16 protein-coding genes are annotated in these 15,582 nt (G+C 66.8%); 5 read left to right on the top strand and 11 right to left on the bottom strand.

What is annotated here, in order from left to right; translation table 11 throughout:
• Positions 1-41: 41 nt before the first annotated feature.
• The 9 genes from ACZ6YI_RS17015 to ACZ6YI_RS16975 all read right to left on the bottom strand — a co-directional run bounded on the left by ACZ6YI_RS17015 (position 42) and on the right by ACZ6YI_RS16975 (position 8,745).
• A complete protein-coding gene (locus ACZ6YI_RS17015) occupies positions 42-2,039 on the bottom strand; it encodes an ATP-binding protein (RefSeq protein ID WP_465779694.1) in 1,998 nt (665 codons plus the stop codon).
• 88 nt (positions 2,040-2,127) lie between these two features.
• Positions 2,128-2,817, bottom strand: a complete 690-nt coding sequence (gene pdsR / locus ACZ6YI_RS17010; RefSeq protein WP_440328424.1) for a proteobacterial dedicated sortase system response regulator — start codon at positions 2,815-2,817, stop codon at positions 2,128-2,130.
• Between the two features lie 555 nt (positions 2,818-3,372).
• Positions 3,373-4,098 carry a hypothetical protein gene (locus ACZ6YI_RS17005; RefSeq protein WP_465779693.1) on the bottom strand — a complete coding sequence of 242 codons (726 nt, stop codon included), beginning with the start codon at positions 4,096-4,098 and terminating at the stop codon, positions 3,373-3,375.
• 111 nt (positions 4,099-4,209) lie between these two features.
• Positions 4,210-4,983, bottom strand: a complete 774-nt coding sequence (locus ACZ6YI_RS17000) for a hypothetical protein (protein WP_465779692.1) — start codon at positions 4,981-4,983, stop codon at positions 4,210-4,212.
• 27 nt (positions 4,984-5,010) lie between these two features.
• On the bottom strand, positions 5,011-5,781 hold the full coding sequence (locus tag ACZ6YI_RS16995) for a hypothetical protein (RefSeq protein WP_465779691.1): 771 nt from the start codon (positions 5,779-5,781) through the stop codon (positions 5,011-5,013).
• Positions 5,782-5,803: 22 nt separating this feature from the next.
• Positions 5,804-6,577, bottom strand: a complete 774-nt coding sequence (locus ACZ6YI_RS16990; RefSeq protein ID WP_465779690.1) for a hypothetical protein — start codon at positions 6,575-6,577, stop codon at positions 5,804-5,806.
• A gap of 185 nt (positions 6,578-6,762) precedes the next feature.
• Positions 6,763-7,437, bottom strand: a complete 675-nt coding sequence (rpe, locus tag ACZ6YI_RS16985; protein WP_247429811.1) for a ribulose-phosphate 3-epimerase — start codon at positions 7,435-7,437, stop codon at positions 6,763-6,765.
• A gap of 199 nt (positions 7,438-7,636) precedes the next feature.
• Positions 7,637-8,437, bottom strand: a complete 801-nt coding sequence (djlA, locus tag ACZ6YI_RS16980; protein WP_465779689.1) for a co-chaperone DjlA — start codon at positions 8,435-8,437, stop codon at positions 7,637-7,639.
• On the bottom strand, positions 8,434-8,745 hold the full coding sequence (locus ACZ6YI_RS16975) for a c-type cytochrome (protein WP_465779688.1): 312 nt from the start codon (positions 8,743-8,745) through the stop codon (positions 8,434-8,436). Before ACZ6YI_RS16975 ends, djlA begins: the two co-directional genes overlap by 4 nt.
• 237 nt (positions 8,746-8,982) lie before the next feature.
• Here ACZ6YI_RS16975 and ACZ6YI_RS16970 point away from each other — a divergent pair, with 237 nt between their 5' ends.
• The 4 genes from ACZ6YI_RS16970 to ACZ6YI_RS16955 all read left to right on the top strand — a co-directional run bounded on the left by ACZ6YI_RS16970 (position 8,983) and on the right by ACZ6YI_RS16955 (position 11,208).
• Complete coding sequence (locus ACZ6YI_RS16970; protein ID WP_465779687.1) at positions 8,983-9,882, top strand: phosphoribosylaminoimidazolesuccinocarboxamide synthase; 900 nt, start codon at positions 8,983-8,985, stop codon at positions 9,880-9,882.
• Positions 9,883-9,914: 32 nt separating this feature from the next.
• Complete coding sequence (locus ACZ6YI_RS16965; RefSeq protein ID WP_440328154.1) at positions 9,915-10,382, top strand: Mpo1 family 2-hydroxy fatty acid dioxygenase; 468 nt, start codon at positions 9,915-9,917, stop codon at positions 10,380-10,382.
• A gap of 2 nt (positions 10,383-10,384) precedes the next feature.
• A complete protein-coding gene (locus tag ACZ6YI_RS16960) occupies positions 10,385-10,792 on the top strand; it encodes a hypothetical protein (protein ID WP_440328152.1) in 408 nt (135 codons plus the stop codon).
• Between the two features lie 233 nt (positions 10,793-11,025).
• The gene (locus ACZ6YI_RS16955) at positions 11,026-11,208 is read left to right on the top strand and encodes a DUF2061 domain-containing protein (RefSeq protein ID WP_440328151.1); all 183 of its coding nucleotides are present in this window, start codon (positions 11,026-11,028) and stop codon (positions 11,206-11,208) included.
• On the opposite strand, the gene ACZ6YI_RS16950 is transcribed toward ACZ6YI_RS16955, so the two are convergent.
• Together ACZ6YI_RS16950 and ACZ6YI_RS16945 are read right to left on the bottom strand one after the other, a co-directional pair.
• Positions 11,185-13,308 carry a beta-agarase gene (locus tag ACZ6YI_RS16950; protein WP_465779686.1) on the bottom strand — a complete coding sequence of 708 codons (2,124 nt, stop codon included), beginning with the start codon at positions 13,306-13,308 and terminating at the stop codon, positions 11,185-11,187. The two genes, ACZ6YI_RS16955 and ACZ6YI_RS16950, sit on opposite strands and share 24 nt — an antisense overlap.
• Before the next feature lie 129 nt (positions 13,309-13,437).
• Positions 13,438-14,766 (bottom strand): APC family permease, encoded by a 1,329-nt coding sequence (locus ACZ6YI_RS16945; protein ID WP_440328147.1) that lies wholly within the window; start codon positions 14,764-14,766, stop codon positions 13,438-13,440.
• A 257-nt stretch (positions 14,767-15,023) separates the two neighbouring features.
• Here ACZ6YI_RS16945 and ACZ6YI_RS16940 point away from each other — a divergent pair, with 257 nt between their 5' ends.
• Positions 15,024-15,479, top strand: coding sequence for an REP-associated tyrosine transposase (locus ACZ6YI_RS16940; protein WP_465779685.1), 456 nt, complete (start codon positions 15,024-15,026; stop codon positions 15,477-15,479).
• Positions 15,480-15,582: the final 103 nt, after the last annotated feature.

Raw genomic sequence — 15,582 nt, 5'->3', positions numbered from 1 at the left:
GCGCGTTTCACGGATGTGAAGTTTTTTCCGAAAGTGCGTAATTAACCGAGTCGCTGCCGCGGCAGACCCTTCAAATGCAGCGTGAACGCCACACCATCGTCGATGTTGCGCGCACTCGCACTGCCCTGGTGCCGCTCGGCGACCAGGCGGACCACGTACAAGCCGAGCCCAAGATGCGGTGCCTCACCCGGTGTCGCCTTGTCGCGCAGGCTCACCAGCGAATCGAACAACCTGCCCTGCATCGCTTCCGGCAGCGGTGGGCCCTGGTTAGCAAGTTCGACGTCCGCGCCGTCGGCGGTGACGCGTAGTGACATGCGCAGCCAGCCACCCGATGGCGTGAACGAGAGCGCGTTGTCGAACAGCTTGTCGAGCGCCTGCGCGATGAGCTCCGGCGAGACGTGCATGACGACCGGTGCCTCAGGGAGCTCGACGTCGATGTGCCGATTGCCGGCGAGCGAGCGATAGCCTTCCGCGCAGCCACGCACGACGTCCGCAAGGTTCACGTCCTCCGCTTCCGCCGCGGCGATGGCACGTTCCATCCGGCTCGCTTCGCTCATCGCACGGACGAGCGCACTGAGTCGCGTCACGCCATCGCGGGCGCGCGCGAGGTAAGGCTCGGCTTCCGGCGGCAGGCCGGCGTGGTCGAGGTTGTCCAGCGAGGATTTGACGATGGCGAGTGGCGTCTGCAGTTCGTGCGAGAGCTTCGAGGCCAGCGTGCGCAGGTAATCGGTGTAGCCGCCGACCACGTCGAACAGGCGCGAGAAGCTGCGCGCGAGGTCGCCGAGTTCGTCCGTGGCATCGATCAGCGGGAACGGGCCATCGAGCTTGCCGTCGTTGTCCTGCGCGCGCTCGGCCGCGTTGCGCAGGCGGCGCAGGCGGAAGGTGAGGCGCGTGGCGAACAGCAGCAGCACGCCACCGGCGATGAGCAGCACGGCGAAGCTGGTGAGCAGCAGGCCGAACAGCGCGCGGTTGGCGAGCAGCGGTACCGCGCGGCTGGGCTGCTCGAGCAGGACCACGCCGTGGAGTTTGCCGCCCTGGGTGATCGGCATCGCCGCGGCGAGCACCACGCTGCCGCGTGCCTCGCCTGCGCGCCATGCCGTGGCTGGCTTCCCGGAGAGCGCTTCGCGGACTTCGGGCAGATCGATCTTCGGGGCGTCTTCCGTCCACGCAGCGTTGTCGTCCAGGCGCGTGGCCAGCAGCGAGCGGTAGACGAGCGAGGCAAACCAGCCCGCCTGGCCGCTGGCCGGCGTGTCGGGCAACGCGAGGCGGCCGGTCTGGGCCATCAGCCACGCGTCCGGCGAGAGGACGCGTACGCGCACGCCATCGGGGGCGAGCCGCGCCAGCTCCTGGGAAAGCGCGGGCGAGAATTCGAGCAGCGGCCGGGTATCGGCGCTTAGCGGTTCGGCGTTGCCATCGGCGGCGAGGTGCACGCCCACGCCGACGCGATCGAGGCGCAGGCCGCGCGGCAGCTTCAGCTCCGCGCGGAAGCCGCCGCCGTCCTCCTGCCATTGGGCGTTGAGGCGATCGGGCAACACGCCGGCTTCCGGGTCGAGCGCGATGGCCGTGGTGGCACCTGGCGCGGCGCTGGCGAGCAGGTAGCGTTGGGCGTCTTCGTTGCTGGCGATCGACAGGATCAGGTGATCCGCGCTGAGCGCGAGGCGGTCGGCGGCATCCGCCCGGTTGCGCCGTGGCGCGCGCACGTCGATCGTGAAATACAGCCAGCGCTCGTCTTCCGCGAACATCACCTTGGCATTGCGGCCAAGCGGCTGCGCCCACGGGCTCAGCGATGCCCAGTCATCCGCGTAGCCATCGATGGTGATGGGCACGTTGGCCTGTTGCACGTACCACGCGCTGCCGGCGGGCGGCAGCGGCGCTTCCACGACGACCAGGCTTCGCGCGAGCGCACGCGCCGACGCCACCAGCGCCTGGGCCTGGCCTTCGCGGAGGAGGGTTTCCATCTGCCGGACGTACAGCCACCCGGCCACGGGGAGGGCCAGGGTGCAGAGGGCGACGAGGAGGAGTTTCTGGCGGAGGGTCATGGTGGGTCGTGTGGGAGCGTGCTTGCACGCGATGGGGGTTGAGGCAAGCACCCATCGCGCGCGAGCGCGCTCCCACAACAGCTCGCTGTTACGGCGTCCAGCGGTAACCGACGCCGTGGACGGTTTCGATCGCGTCGAAATCCGGCGCCAGCGCGACGAACTTCTTGCGGATGCGCTTGATGTGCGAGGTGATGGTGGCGTCGTCCACGACGAGCTCGGCTTCGCGCATGAGCTGGTCGCGGTTCTTCACGTGGCCGGGGAAACGGACCAGCGTGTGGACCATCCAGAACTCGGTGACGGTGAGCGGGATCTCGGTGCCGTTCCAGGTGATGCGCATGCGCTCGCTTTCCAGGCGCAGCGGGCCGTGTTCGATCACGTTCTCGCTGGCGGTGGGCGTCTTCAGCGATTCGATGCGGCGGAACAGCGCGGCGATGCGCGCGGCCAGCTGGTGCAGGCTGGTGTCCTTCGACAGGTAATCGTCGGCGCCGAGGCGCAGGCCGCTGATGACGTCGAAATCGGAATCGCGCGCGGTCAGGAAGATCAGCGGCAGCGTGGCGCTCTTGGCACGCAGCTCGCGGCACAGGTCGAAGCCGCCCTCCGGCTCATCGCCCAGGCCGATATCGATGATGACCAGCTCGGGCAGGCGCATGGCGAAGGCGTTGGACGCCTCGGCGCGTGAGCCATAGCCGCGGGTCTCGTAGCCGAAGCGGTTGAGCGCCTCCACGTAGTTGGCGCGGATGAGGGGTTCGTCTTCGACAATGGCGATGCTGCGGCCCATGGGGGTTCCGTGATTTGGGTTGGCGTGCGCAGCGTGCAATGGCCGACCTCGCCGCGCAAGCGCTTGCCCGCGATTGCCCGTGTTTTGCCCGTGGACGTGCCGATCCCCGGCCTACACGCCGCGTTTGCCCTTGTTTTGCCACAAACAGCCTGTGGATTGCCCCACGGGAGCCGCGCCTGCCGCCCCGGCAGGCGCTGTACTGGCACCATGGATAAGAAAATGAAAACCGACGCTGATAACACTGAACTGGAACGCAATTTTGAGCCTTTGCGCGTTACGCTGGCTCTAGGGGCCCTGTTGCTGGGCCTGCTCTGCGGGCTGCACTGACCGCACTCACCAAGGGAGGCTTTCCCATGGACCTTTTTGACGACTTCGTGGAACCGGCCATGGAAGGCCTTGGCGCGGCGGGCCCGCACGGAAGCGCGCCCGCCGCTGGCATGCCGGAACCCGATCCCAACTGGCAACCGGTTTAACCGACCTACCGTTTCCCCTCGAGCTCCGGTGTGGACGCTCCTTCACTCCCCAGGCCCCCGGCCCGGGGAGATTTTTCGTGGGCTAATTAGAGGTCTTCGGTTCGGCCTGCTTTGGCTGGGCCACCTGGCCCAGTGGCACCAGCTGGGCGTCGCCTACCCATACGTGGGTTTCGTAGCCGGCGAAGTAGTTGGTGCCTTCGTTGCGGAGCCGCTGTAGCAGGGTCACGCCACGCACGTTTCCAACCGTGAGGCCACTGATGTACATATCGCCGCCGAACGCGGTGGCCGTTTCCAGTTGGTGCATCTCGCGATCGAAACGCTTCTGGGCGCGATCCGCCGCCCGGGCGTCGGCGTAGATCGGCTTCATGTCGTTCCAGTACGCATCCGCCTGCTTCCGCTCCGCGGGGCTGAGTGACTGGTAAGCGGCGACAAAGACCTGTTCGAAATCCGGCTCGTGCCGCTCGGCCGCGAGGGCTAGCCAGGCGACGCCCAGCGGGCGGTTCATCGGCGCGTGGTCGCCGTTGAAGTACATGATGCCGAGGGCATGCTGGGCGGGCTTGCTCGCCCAGCGGGCCGCGCTATCCAGAGCGTCGCGCGCCATGCTGAAGCGGCCGGCCCAGTAGTTCGAGCCCGCTTCGCAGAAGTAGTAATCGCCGGGAAGGATCCGCTCGAGGCCCTGGGCGCAGCCCTGCAGCATGTAGGCGACTTCGTTTTCCTGGCCCGGTAGTGGCTGCGGGCGGGTGGCTTTGTTGCAGCCGGCGAGTGCGAGGGTGCCGAGGGTCAGGGCGACGATGAGCCTTCCGTTCATGCGGTGTACTCCGTGGGGGGAGATGACTTCGCTTTTTCTCTTGTGGGAGCGCGCTTGCGCGCGATGGGTGTTGCCGCGAGCACCCATCGCGCGCAAGCGCGCTCCCACAGGTTAGTTGCGGGTGGGCGGCGGCGGGGCGGCGGCTACCTGGCCTAGCGGAACCGGGTTTTCCACTTCGCCGACGGTGACGGTGCCGACCATGCCGTGGAAGTAGTCCTGGCCCACCTTCTCCAGGGCACGCGTGAGGCCGAAGGCGCGCTGGCCGCCGACGCGCGACGGAACGCCGGTGCCGCCGGCGCCGTTGAACAGGCCATCGGCGAAACCCGACGGCGGCGTGATGCCATCCAGGAAGATCGTGCCGCCGAAGAACTCGGCCTCACGAATATCGTGCATGCCGAGGTCGAAACGGCGCTGCGCCCGCTTGCCCGCGACCGCATCGCTGTACTCGTCACGCAGTTCGCGCCAGTCGGCATCCGCCTGTGCGCGCTCATCGGCCGTGAGCTTGCTGTATTCGGCGATGAAGGTGCTTTCGTAGGCCTTGTCGTGACGCTCGGAGGCGAGCGCCAGCCACGCGACGCCGCGGGCGGGATCACGCATGCCGAAATCACCGTTGATGTACATCACGCCCAGCACGTACTGCGCGGGTTTGCTCGCCCAGTGGGCGGCATCTTCCATGCGGGCCCGGGCGGCGCGGCCATGGCCCAGCCCGAACTGGGTGGCGCCTGCGCAGAAGTAGTACTGGCCGGGGAGCATGCGCTCCAGGCTCAGGGGGCAGTAGAGGACGATCTTTTTCAGCTGTGCATCGCCCGAGGTATCCCGGGCCTGGACGGAGCCCGCTGCCGCAAGGCAGAGAGCAAGTGCGACAACCATGCGACGTACGGACATCACGGACTCCTCGTTGTGTGGGACGGCTTACTCGACGTCTTGCTTCCTGCTACGGCTGACGACTTCTTCGATCGGGACCAGCTGGGCATCGCCCACGAACACATTGGATTGCCACCCGGCCAGGGCGACGGCTTCGCGCCCCTGCAGGAAGCGACCCACGCTGAAGCCACTGGCACCGTAGGCGGCATCGCCGCCATTGATGCCATCGGACATGCGCAGGCCGGCAACGCCATCGATGAAGATGGAGCCGCCGAAGTTCACGGCCCAGGCGATGTCATTGAAGGCACGGTCGAAGCGGTTCTTCGCCCGTGGCGCGGCCACCTTGTCGGCATATTTCGTCTTCAGCTCGGTCCAGTACACATTGGCCTGGGCCATCTCTTCCGGGCTGACACGCTTATAGGCATCGACGAACGCCGGCTCGAACTCGGGGTTGTGCCGCTCGGCGGCGAGCGCCAGCCAGGCCAGGCCGAGCGCCCGGTTCTGCTGGGCGTGGTCGCCGTTGAAATACATGATGCCGAGCGCGTACTGTGCGGGCTTGTTGGCCCACGCGGCGGCATCCTTCAGGCTCTCGCGGGCGCCGCTGTCGTTGCCGGACCAGAAGTCGCGGGCGGCGTCGCAGTAGTAATAGTCGCCCGGAAGGAACCGCTCGAGCGAGGAAGGACAGAGCTTCAGCGCTTCGCTGATGTCATGGGCCTTCTGGTCGGGGAGCGGCTGGGGCTTCTGGCCGGCCGATGCACTGGACGCGAAGCCCGCTGCGATGCAGGCACCGATGAAAAGCAGGGACTTCGACGTCTTCATGCGTATCTCCGGTTCGTCGGGCTCAGTGCGAAGGCGCCGAGGCGAGTTCGCCGACCGTGCCACCGTAGGTCACTTCGCCCACCGTCACGTGGCCGACCATGCCGTGGAAGTAGTCGTCGTGCATCTTGTCCATCTTGCGGATGAAGGCGAACGCACGCTGGCCACCACCGACACGGGAGCCATGGTTTCCGCCGCCCCCTTCGTAGGTGCCGGATTCACCGCCCTGCGGCGGGCTGATGCCATCGAGGAATACATCGTTGCCGGCGAAATCGGCATCGCGCATATCCTTCATGCCGGCGTTGAAGCGGCGCTCGGCGCGGCGGCCAGCGACGTCATCGGCGTAGTCCTTCTTGAGGTCGCGCCAGTAGGCGTTGGCCTGCTTGCGCTGCTCGGTGTTGAGCTTGGCGAACTCGGCGAGGAACGCGCGCTCGTAGGCCGCGTCGTGCCGCTCGGCGGAGATGGCGAGCCAGGCGACGCCCTTGGCGGGGTCGCGCTCACCGGTATCGCCGTTGAGGTACATCAGGCCGAGGATGTACTGGGCCGGCTTGCTCGCCCAGCGGGCGGCATCCTGCATCCGCGCCTTGGCCGCGAGGGTGTCGCCCTTCGCGAAGGCCTGGCTGCCGATGCAGAAGTAGTACTCGCCGGGGAGCAAGGTCTCGACGACCGGGGGGCAGTACGCCGGCGCGGCTTTCAGGGCAGCGCTCGAATCAGCCGAGGGTGAAGGGGCCTGGGCGGCAAGGGCGCTACCCGACAGGAACACGAACGCGGCGGCCGCCGCCGTACGACGCATAGACATGACCGACTCCTTCCGACTGCCGACACTGGTCCCCGTGCCTGGGGTTAAGGCAAAGATTACAGTACTACCGAGTTTGCTTTGTAGTCGTGAAAATTTGTTTATGCGTCAGGGTCAACTACAAAATCCTGCGGCCGGTTGACCCCCTCCCCCCTGTGGGAGCGCGCTTGCGCGCGATCCCGGCTACCTCAGCCCTTATCAATCGCCGCATGCATCCGGCGGATGACGTCGGCGTAATCCGGGGCCGTAAAGATGGCCGAACCGGCCACGAAGGTATCAGCACCGGCCGCGGCGATCTGGCCGATATTGTCGGCGTTCACCCCGCCATCGACTTCCAGGCGAATCTTCCGGCCGCTGGCGTCGATGCGCTCGCGGACGTGGCGGATCTTGTCCAGCGCGGAGGGGATGAACTTCTGGCCGCCGAAACCCGGGTTCACCGACATGATCAGGACCATGTCAATCTTGTCGAGCACGTAATCCAGCCAGTTGAGCGGCGTGGCCGGGTTGAACACCAGGCCGGCTTCGCAGCCTTCGCCCTGGATCAGCTGGATGGTGCGATCGACGTGCTCGCTGGCTTCCGGGTGGAAGCTGATGCTGCGCGCGCCAGCCTTGGCGAAATCCGGGACGATGCGGTCGACCGGCTTCACCATCAGGTGCACGTCAATGTGCTCGGTAATGCCGTAATCGCGTAGTGCCTTCAGCACCATCGGGCCGATGGTGAGGTTGGGCACGTAGTGGTTATCCATGACATCGAAATGCACCCACTGCGCACCCGCATCGAGCACCTTGCGGGTGTCCTCGCCCAGGCGGGCGAAATCAGCCGAAAGGATGGAGGGGGCGATGACGGGGGACTGCTTGGCCATGGTCGTTACCGTGTTGGGTGGACGGGCTGCTTAGGCGTTGGAATGAGCTTGTGCAAAGGATCTTGCTAGAAGGAAAGCTCTTGTGGAAAAGCTCTTGTGGGAGTGAGCTTGCGAACGATGCTCCGTCGCGGACCCATCGCGCGCAAGCGCGCTCCCACAAAGTCGCGCTCCTACAGGGTAGCGGCGTCCTGCGGACGCGTCATTTAAATCCCCGCTCCGACTTGATCCGCTCATACGCCGCGTTGATCTCGCTCGCGCGGGCTTCGGCGCGGCGGCGCATGTCTTCGGGGAGATCGCCGAGGCGGTCGGGGTGGTGTTCGGAAATGAGCTTGCGGTAGGCGCGCTTGGTGGTGCGCTCGTCTGCATCGCGCTGGATGCCGAGCACGGTGTACGGATCGGGGCCCTGGGTATTGCGGTGCGGCGGCACGTAACCGCTACCGTTGCCACCCGGGCGCCGGCCGCCGCCACCGCCGTTCCAGGCGTAGCCCTTCATGGCCATGATCGCCATGAGCTCCATGTCGCTGATGCGCAGGGCGAAGGCGAGCTGGCGCAGGATCGCCATCTTTTCCGGCGAGGGCACGCCCTCGGCGACGACCGTTTCGATCACTTCATCGAGGATCGGGAAGGCATGGTCGCGTCGGTGGCCGACCCAGCGGCGCAGCTCCTCGATCACGCCCGTGGGGTCGTATTCCGGCTGCTTGCCCTGGTTGAACGCATCGATGGCCCGGCGGCGCTGCTCCTGGTCCAGGTTCTTGCGCGCCATGAAACGCTCGGCGATGGCGATTTCCGCTTCGGAAATGCGCCCATCGGCCTTGGCCACGGCGCCCATCAGGGCGAACAGCGGTTCGAGGTAACCACCCTGCGGCGGCGTGCGGCCACGGCCCTGCTGGCGGGTGAGATCGAACATGAGGCCGATCGCGGCACCCAGCAGGCCAAGCTGCATGCTGTGGGTGGCCATGAAGGTCAGCACGAAGCCGATGAATGCGCCGGTGAAGTTCATGGAGCGCCCTTGGCGGGGGTCTGTGCGGCGAACCACTGGGCGAGCTGGTCGATATCCGCTTCGGAAAGGGGGCCGGCCATGGCGCGCATGACCGGATGATCGCGGTGGCCGTCGCGGTACTGATGCAGGGCCGAGCGCAGGTAGACCGCCTTCTGCCCGGCCAGGTTGGGGGCATCGGGGGTCTGCGCCACGCCGGTGTCGCCATGGCAGGCGGCGCACATGCCCAGCCGCACCGGTTTCGCGGGCGGGGCAGCGAGGACGGGGGTGGTCAAGGCCAGGGCGAGTGCCGCGGTCGTCAGTTTGCGCATGGCAGAGTTGTTGGGGCTGTAACCGTAAATTCTAGCAGGTGGCCGCCCGTGACCTGTGGGAGGGGGTGTGGCCCTGTGGCTGGGGTGGCCTTGTGGGAGCGGGGGGGGGCGGGGGGGCGGGGGGGGGCCCCCCCCCCCCCCCCCCCCCCCCCCCCCCCCCCCCCCCACAACCGCGATCCCACAAGGGAGCGGGCCCGGTAGAATAGGCGGCTTCCCCGCCTCACCGGAGCTCCGCCCGTGCCGACCACCCTGAGCCAATCCGACCTGCCCGGCCTGGAACTCATCCACCGCGGCAAGGTGCGCGATGTGTACGCCCTGCCCGGCAACCGCCTGCTCATGGTGGCGACCGACCGCCTTTCGGCGTTCGATTCGGTGCTCCCCAACCCGATCCCGGGCAAGGGCGAGATGCTCTGCCAGATCTCGAACTTCTGGTTCGAGAAGACGCAGCACCTGATCCCGAACCACCTCACCGGTGAAGACGTGGCCTCGGTGCTGCCGCCGGGAGTAGACGTGGCGCTGTACGCGAAGCGCGCCGTCGTGACGAAGCGCCTGAAGCCGGTGCCGGTCGAGGCGATCGCCCGCGGTTACATCATCGGTTCGGGCTGGAAGGACTACCAGGCCACCGGCGCCATCTGCGGGATCACCCTGCCCCCGGGCCTGCAGCAGGCCGAGCAGCTGCCGGAACCGATCTTCACGCCGTCGACCAAGGCCGCCGTGGGCGACCACGACGAGAACGTGAGCTTCGATGCCGTGGTCGCGGCCGTGGGCGAAGAGATGGCCAATGCCGTCCGCGAGGCCACGCTGACGATCTACAAGTTCGCCGCCGAATACGCCGCCACCCGCGGGATCATCATCGCCGACACCAAGTTCGAGTTCGGCACGGATGAAGACGGCAAGCTCTACATCATGGATGAGATGCTCACCCCGGATTCCTCGCGCTTCTGGCCAGCGGAGACCTACAAGGTCGGCACCAGCCCGGATAGCTACGACAAGCAGTTCGTCCGCGATTACCTGCTCAACGTGGCGCACTGGAACAAGGAGCCGCCGGCCCCCTCCGTGCCCGACGACGTGATCGCCGGCACCGCGGCGAAGTATGCTGAGGCCCTGGACAAGCTCGCAGGCATCCGCCTCGACTGAGGCGGTCCTGGCGCCCACGGGGAGGAGGCACCATGCGTGATGCGGCAACGTGGTTCGGCAATTACAGCCGGGACCACCAGAATGCGACCAACCGCCTGATCCACTGGGTCTGCGTGCCGGCGATCACCTGGACCGTGATCGCCTTCATCTGGCTCATCCCCGTGCCCTCCCTGCTCGGCAAGCCCGGCCTGTGGGCCGTGGTCGGCATGTTCCTGGCGTTCTGCTTCTACTACTACCGGCTCTCGCGGGTCATCGGCATTGCGATGGCCGGCGCCTTCATCGCGCTGGCCTTCCTCACCGATACGCTCTACCACGGCCTCGGCGCCACCGGCCTGCTCTGGCTGGCGGTGATCGTGTTCGTGGTGGCCTGGGTCGGCCAGTTCATCGGCCACAAGATCGAAGGCCGCCGCCCCTCCTTCTTCACCGACCTGCAGTACCTGCTGATCGGCCCGGCGTGGCTGATGAGCAAGGCCCTGCGCCGCGCGGGCGTGGACTACTAAGCGTGCAGACACTCCTGACGTTGTTCTCCGCCGCCATCTGGTGGGTCATCTACTCCAGCGCGGCGGCCGTGGTGCCTGCGGTCATCGTGTTCTTCGTGCTGCGCTGGCTGGAAAAGACCTCGGTCGTGTTCAACCGGGCCTACTTCGCCAGCCTGCTCTGGGCGCTGTTCGCGGTGCTCACCGGCGGCCTGGTCATCGCCGCCCAGCACGGCCAGGCCGCCGGCCAGTCGGTCTTCGTGCTGCCGTGGATGCGCGCCGCGCTCGTCCTCGACATGCTCATCGGCGCCTGGCTGATCTGGCGCCTGGTCCCCCGCACCGACGCCCGCCGGGTGAAGCCGACGAGTGCGTGCATGGCCGTCGCCATGGTGATGGTAGTGGCGCTGGTGGTCGGGACCACGATCCACCGCTAAGCGCGCCTGGGCCCCCAAGCTGTTGTGGGAGCGCGCTTGCGCGCGATTCGGGGCTGCCGCACCGCCCATCGCGCGCAAGCGCGCTCCCACAGGGTCGTAAGTGGCCGCTGGGCTTATAGCGCGCGAGCGCGCTCCCACGATTGGCGCTGGCTATCGGAGCTATCCAAACGATCACTTGGACACGGCCCACCTCATCCCCATAATGAGAGTCATTCCCATTAAAGGACGCGGCCATGGCCCGCAAGATCAAGTTCGCGGCGACGCATTTCAGCATCGCCTTCTCCATGAGTTACGCGGCTAACCAGAACGTGGCGCTCAGCGCCCTGATTGGAGTGGCCGAGCCGCTGGCCTTCGCTTTCGGCCGTAACGTGCTGGCCGAAACCCGGACCGGCCTAGCGGTGGCTCCCGCCGCCTGAGCCGCCGCCAACCTTCGCGTTGGTGTCGGTCACGGCGCGGGTGAACCCCTCGAAGGGGATGTCGGTGATGCCGACCAGGCCGATGTGGGCGTTCTCGCCATCGAGGATCCGCCCGGTGACTGGCTGGTCCACGTACTGGAACCAGTGGGTGCCCACGATGATCCCCGACGCCGCCGCGGCGTCCACGAAGCGCGCGTAGGCCTTCCCGCGCTCTGCCTCGTTCGCCACCGCCGCCACGCCGCTGCCGAACGGGCCACGGTCGCTTGAGCCGAAGTGGAACTCGGTGAGCATCACCGGCTTATCCCAGCGCTTGAACTCCGCCACGTCGAAGCCGTGTTCCGGCAGGTCGGTGTAGGTGTTGATGCTGGTCACGTCGGTGTACTTCGCGCTCATTTCCTCGACCTCCGGCGTTCGCACCGCGAGTCGGCCGCCCAGGAAGAGGTGGTGCGGGTCGGCTTTCGTCAGCGTCTCGGCCACCGTGCGGAAATACTCGCCCGCGTAGAGCTTGAGGAAGGCGATGTAATCGGCGGCGATGGCAGGGTGCGGCTCGCTCGGGTCTGGTGCCTTGAAGCCCTCGGCTTCCACCTGCTTCCAGTCGGTGATGTTGTTCAGGCCCCACGCCTTCGCGAACGTCGCGGCGTCGCCGTGGGTCTTCTTCAGATAGGCGATGAAGGCCTGCTTCGCCGGGCTTTGTGGGCCCTGGGCGAGTGAGCCTGTAGCCAGTGCCCAGCGGCCTTGTGGGCCCTGCCCTGCCCAGGCGAGTTCGTTGTCGGCGAAGTAGCCGAGCAGCCAGGGGTCGTTGGCCTTGTCCTTCGTTGCGTTCGCCACGGCTTGCTGCGCCGCCTTCGCAAAACGCGGATCGAATGGATCCGGCATGCGGCCCCAGTAGTCGTAGCCCGTGCTCACCGTGTTGAAGTCACCGTGGATCAGGATCGGCACGGTGTAGGCCATGCGCTTGTCGCCGGCGAAGCCTGGATCGCTCCAGTTACCTAGCGTGTTGAAACGCCAGGCCTTCAGGCGATCCAACGTGCGCTTGCGCCATGCGTTATCGAAATCATCGCCGAGCGTGCGCGCGATGTTGTTCGCATACACGTCCCACCAACGCCCGTGGTTCATCGCGTTATCGCGCTGCGAGCCGTTATCGCTGCGGCTGTCGCTGTTGCCGCCGTACTTGCCGTTTGCGGCGCCAGGGTCGGCGAACATGAACTCGCGACCTTGCACGTAGGTGCGGCCATCGGTGTGGTTCACCGCATTCACGCCGAGCGAGAAGAACGCGTGGCCTTCTGGCGTAACGAGCCACCAGCGCTCGCCCTGCTTCTGCACGCGAAAGAACCCGCTGGCCTGCATGGCAGGCATGTCGGTACGGCCGCCGAATTGATCCAGCCCCGCGGCATCCCCCGTGGGAGCGCCCTTGGGCGCGATAGCTTTGGCCTTCAACGCCGCATCCGAATCAATCTTCTCCGGCCACGTCGCGCGGGTGAACTGGCCGTACTTGTCGACGATTCTGGTGTAAGCGAGGCTCTCGAAGCTGGTGCTCCCAAAGAAGCCAACCTTGCCAAACAACACGGTCTGCGCGGCGCCAGGCTGGGGCATCGAGAACGTGACGGACGTGACCTGGTTTTCCTTGATCGTGCCCTCGGTCGTCAGCGCGACGAGTTTGCTCAAGCCGCTACCGGCTATGGGCATCGGTGGCCCCACCTGCATGCCGTAAGTACGCGGGGATGTCGCGGTCAACGGCACGTTGAGGTCCAAGGGCGGGCCTGGCGGCAAGCCGACCGTCGCCTTGAGGTGTTGGTCCCCGGACGCAACGTCGACCATCAGCGTGACCGGCCAGGGCATGCCGTTCTGCACCGTCAGGTGAAGTGAGCCCTTGGCGGACGCGCGCCACGGCTGGCCCGCGGGTGCGCTGATGACCAGGGCGGGCGCCGGCGCCGGGTGGAAGGTCACCGCGCCGAACTCCATGCCGTTGGACTGCTTCGGCGCGGGATCCAGCGTCGCATCCCGGGTGGTGACCTGCCCGTTCGGGTGGGCCACATCCGCGACCGGCGGCGCGAAGTCCATCGTCAAACCAGCAAGCAGGAAAGCGAGTGTCAGGCTCATCGCCCAAGCTTGCCACCGCCGATGTGAACGCCGCTAGCGGGGGGGGCAAGGGACTTGTGGGAGTGAGCTTGCGAACGATGCTCTTCCGCGGCCCCGTCGCTCGCAAGCTCACTCCCACAACCGCCGGTGCTAGCCGGCGTTACCCAGCCGCTTGCGCCACAGGTAATACACCGGCACGCCGATCGCGATGATCAGCAGGCTCATGCCGGCGTTCTGCGGCTGGGTGATGGCGGTGGCGACGATGACGCAGAGCACCGTGGTGGTGAAGATCAACGGCACCCACGGATAACCCGGCACGAGGTACGGCGAGGGTTCGTCCTTCAGCTTGCGCCGGTACCAGAAGATGGTCGCGATGCCGAACGCATGCGACAGCCACTCGCCCACGGTCGTGTAGTCGACCAGTGCTTCGAAGCTGCCCGAGAGGATCAGCGCAATCGCCCACGCACCCAATGCCAGCAGCGCGATCTGCGGCGCACCGGTCTTCGCATCGATGCGCGCGATCGGCTTGAAGAACATGCCATCGGCGCTCATCACCTGCAGCACGCGTGCGCCGCCGGCAATGGCGATGCTGCAATAGCCGAAGGTGGAGCACGCGATGCCGACCGCGATAACCGTGGCACCGGATTCACCGAACACGCGACGCATGAGGTCAGCGGCCGGCGCCGTGCTCGCGGCGAGGCCGGCATGGCCCAGACCGGCCATGTAGGCGATGTTGATCAGCACGTAGCAGACGACGACGCTGGCCATTCCCAGGCCCAGCGCACGCGGCAGGGTCCGTTGCGGATCACGCACTTCGCCGGCCAGGTCGTTGAGGTAGTGGAAGCCGCCGTAGGCGAACATCGCCGGCAGCAGCGCGCCGATGAGCATGCCGGTGGGCACGTTGTGGGTCGGATCTTCCGCGAACGCCACGCCCAGGTGGCCGCGCGCCAGATAGAGGCCCACCGCAATAAGCATGGCCACCGCGCCGAGCTTCAGCACGGTGAAGATGTTCTGCACCCAGGCACCGGCGCGGATACCGAACAGGTTCACCGCGACGATGAAGCTGATGGCCGCCACCGCCACCGGCTTCACCCACTCATGCGGCAGGCCGACCGCCCGGGTGGCGTAATCGGCGAAGGTGGTAGCCACCGCGGCGACACTGCCGGGGTAGTTGATCAGCGCCATGGTCCAGCCGAACAGGAAGGCTGGCAGCCGCCCGAAGGCTTCCCGCAGGTAGACGTAGGTGCCGCCGGCCTGGGGGCGTCTCGCGCCGAGTTCGGCGTAACAGAGCACCCCGGCCAGGGTCAGCAGGCCGCCAACAGCCCAGAGGATGACGACTTCCATCCCGGAGCTGGTGCTTTTGGCGACGGCGGCCGGGGTGCGGAAGATACCCGCGCCGATTACGCCGCCAATGACGATCATCGCGGCATCCCAGGTGCCAAGACGACGGAGGTAGTGAGCTGGCTGAGGTGCGGGCATCAGCCGACGATGCCATAAACCGGCGCCGCATGGCGATATGACCGAGGTCATTATTTGGTGGGCGCGAGGTCCGCCAAGGTCGGCAGCGAGCGCGCCGCTGCCCCGTAGGAGCCAACCCTGTGGGCGACATCTTTCGCGGTACGGCCACAGGGCCTGTTGGGACCTCGCGAACGGCGTCGCCCACAGGGTGGGCTCCTACGCTTGGTGACGGCGTCGCCTGATATGGCGGGCGACCGTCCCGCGGCACGCTGGCGGGCATGACAATCAAACCTGGGAACGCCGCGTTGCGGCTGGGGCGGCATTCCGAGCCTGGCCGCATCTATATCGTCACGTGTGTCGCCTGGAATCGAGCGCCCGTGTTCCGCCGCTATCTCGACGCACGCATGGCCTGCCGCATCATCCACGAGCAGAAGACCTGGGGCGACGCGCGGTGCCTCGCGTGGGTGCTGATGCCTGACCATTTCCACGCTGTGGTTCAACTCGGTAACGACGACCTGTCGAAGGTCATGAACCGGATGAAGGCCCGTGTACGCAAGGCATTTCGCGCCCGGGAGCGGAAAGCGCCACTCTGGCAGAGAGGCTTCCATGACCACGCTCTGCGTGCCGATGAGGACGTACGCGCCGCCGCCCGTTACGTCGTCGCAAACCCTATCCGCGCTGGCCTCGTCGACCGTGCCGGACAATATCCTTACTGGAACGCGGCGTGGCTATGACTCCAGGTCGCGCCGTAGGAGCCCACCCTGTGGGCGACGCCGTTCGCGACAGAACCGCAGGACTTGCGACGAGATCGCGAAAGATGTCGCCCACAGGGTGGGC

Source organism: Luteibacter sp. NPDC104163, from assembly GCF_055584245.1.
Note: the sequence above shows the minus strand (reverse complement) of the source record. Positions and strands in the feature narration are given on the sequence as shown.

Excerpts from the sequence above, each read along its gene's own strand:
- ACZ6YI_RS17015 (WP_465779694.1), bottom strand. The coding sequence starts at position 2,039 with ATGACCCTCCGCCAGAAACTCCTCCTCGTCGCCCTCTGCACCCTGGCC.
- pdsR (WP_440328424.1), bottom strand. The coding sequence starts at position 2,817 with ATGGGCCGCAGCATCGCCATTGTCGAAGACGAACCCCTCATCCGCGCC.
- ACZ6YI_RS17005 (WP_465779693.1), bottom strand. The coding sequence starts at position 4,098 with ATGAACGGAAGGCTCATCGTCGCCCTGACCCTCGGCACCCTCGCACTC.
- ACZ6YI_RS17000 (WP_465779692.1), bottom strand. The coding sequence starts at position 4,983 with ATGTCCGTACGTCGCATGGTTGTCGCACTTGCTCTCTGCCTTGCGGCA.
- ACZ6YI_RS16995 (WP_465779691.1), bottom strand. The coding sequence starts at position 5,781 with ATGAAGACGTCGAAGTCCCTGCTTTTCATCGGTGCCTGCATCGCAGCG.
- ACZ6YI_RS16990 (WP_465779690.1), bottom strand. The coding sequence starts at position 6,577 with ATGTCTATGCGTCGTACGGCGGCGGCCGCCGCGTTCGTGTTCCTGTCG.
- rpe (WP_247429811.1), bottom strand. The coding sequence starts at position 7,437 with ATGGCCAAGCAGTCCCCCGTCATCGCCCCCTCCATCCTTTCGGCTGAT.
- djlA (WP_465779689.1), bottom strand. The coding sequence starts at position 8,437 with ATGAACTTCACCGGCGCATTCATCGGCTTCGTGCTGACCTTCATGGCC.
- ACZ6YI_RS16975 (WP_465779688.1), bottom strand. The coding sequence starts at position 8,745 with ATGCGCAAACTGACGACCGCGGCACTCGCCCTGGCCTTGACCACCCCC.
- ACZ6YI_RS16965 (WP_440328154.1), top strand. The coding sequence starts at position 9,915 with ATGCGTGATGCGGCAACGTGGTTCGGCAATTACAGCCGGGACCACCAG.
- ACZ6YI_RS16955 (WP_440328151.1), top strand. The coding sequence starts at position 11,026 with ATGGCCCGCAAGATCAAGTTCGCGGCGACGCATTTCAGCATCGCCTTC.
- ACZ6YI_RS16950 (WP_465779686.1), bottom strand. The coding sequence starts at position 13,308 with ATGAGCCTGACACTCGCTTTCCTGCTTGCTGGTTTGACGATGGACTTC.
- ACZ6YI_RS16945 (WP_440328147.1), bottom strand. The coding sequence starts at position 14,766 with ATGCCCGCACCTCAGCCAGCTCACTACCTCCGTCGTCTTGGCACCTGG.
- ACZ6YI_RS16940 (WP_465779685.1), top strand. The coding sequence starts at position 15,024 with ATGACAATCAAACCTGGGAACGCCGCGTTGCGGCTGGGGCGGCATTCC.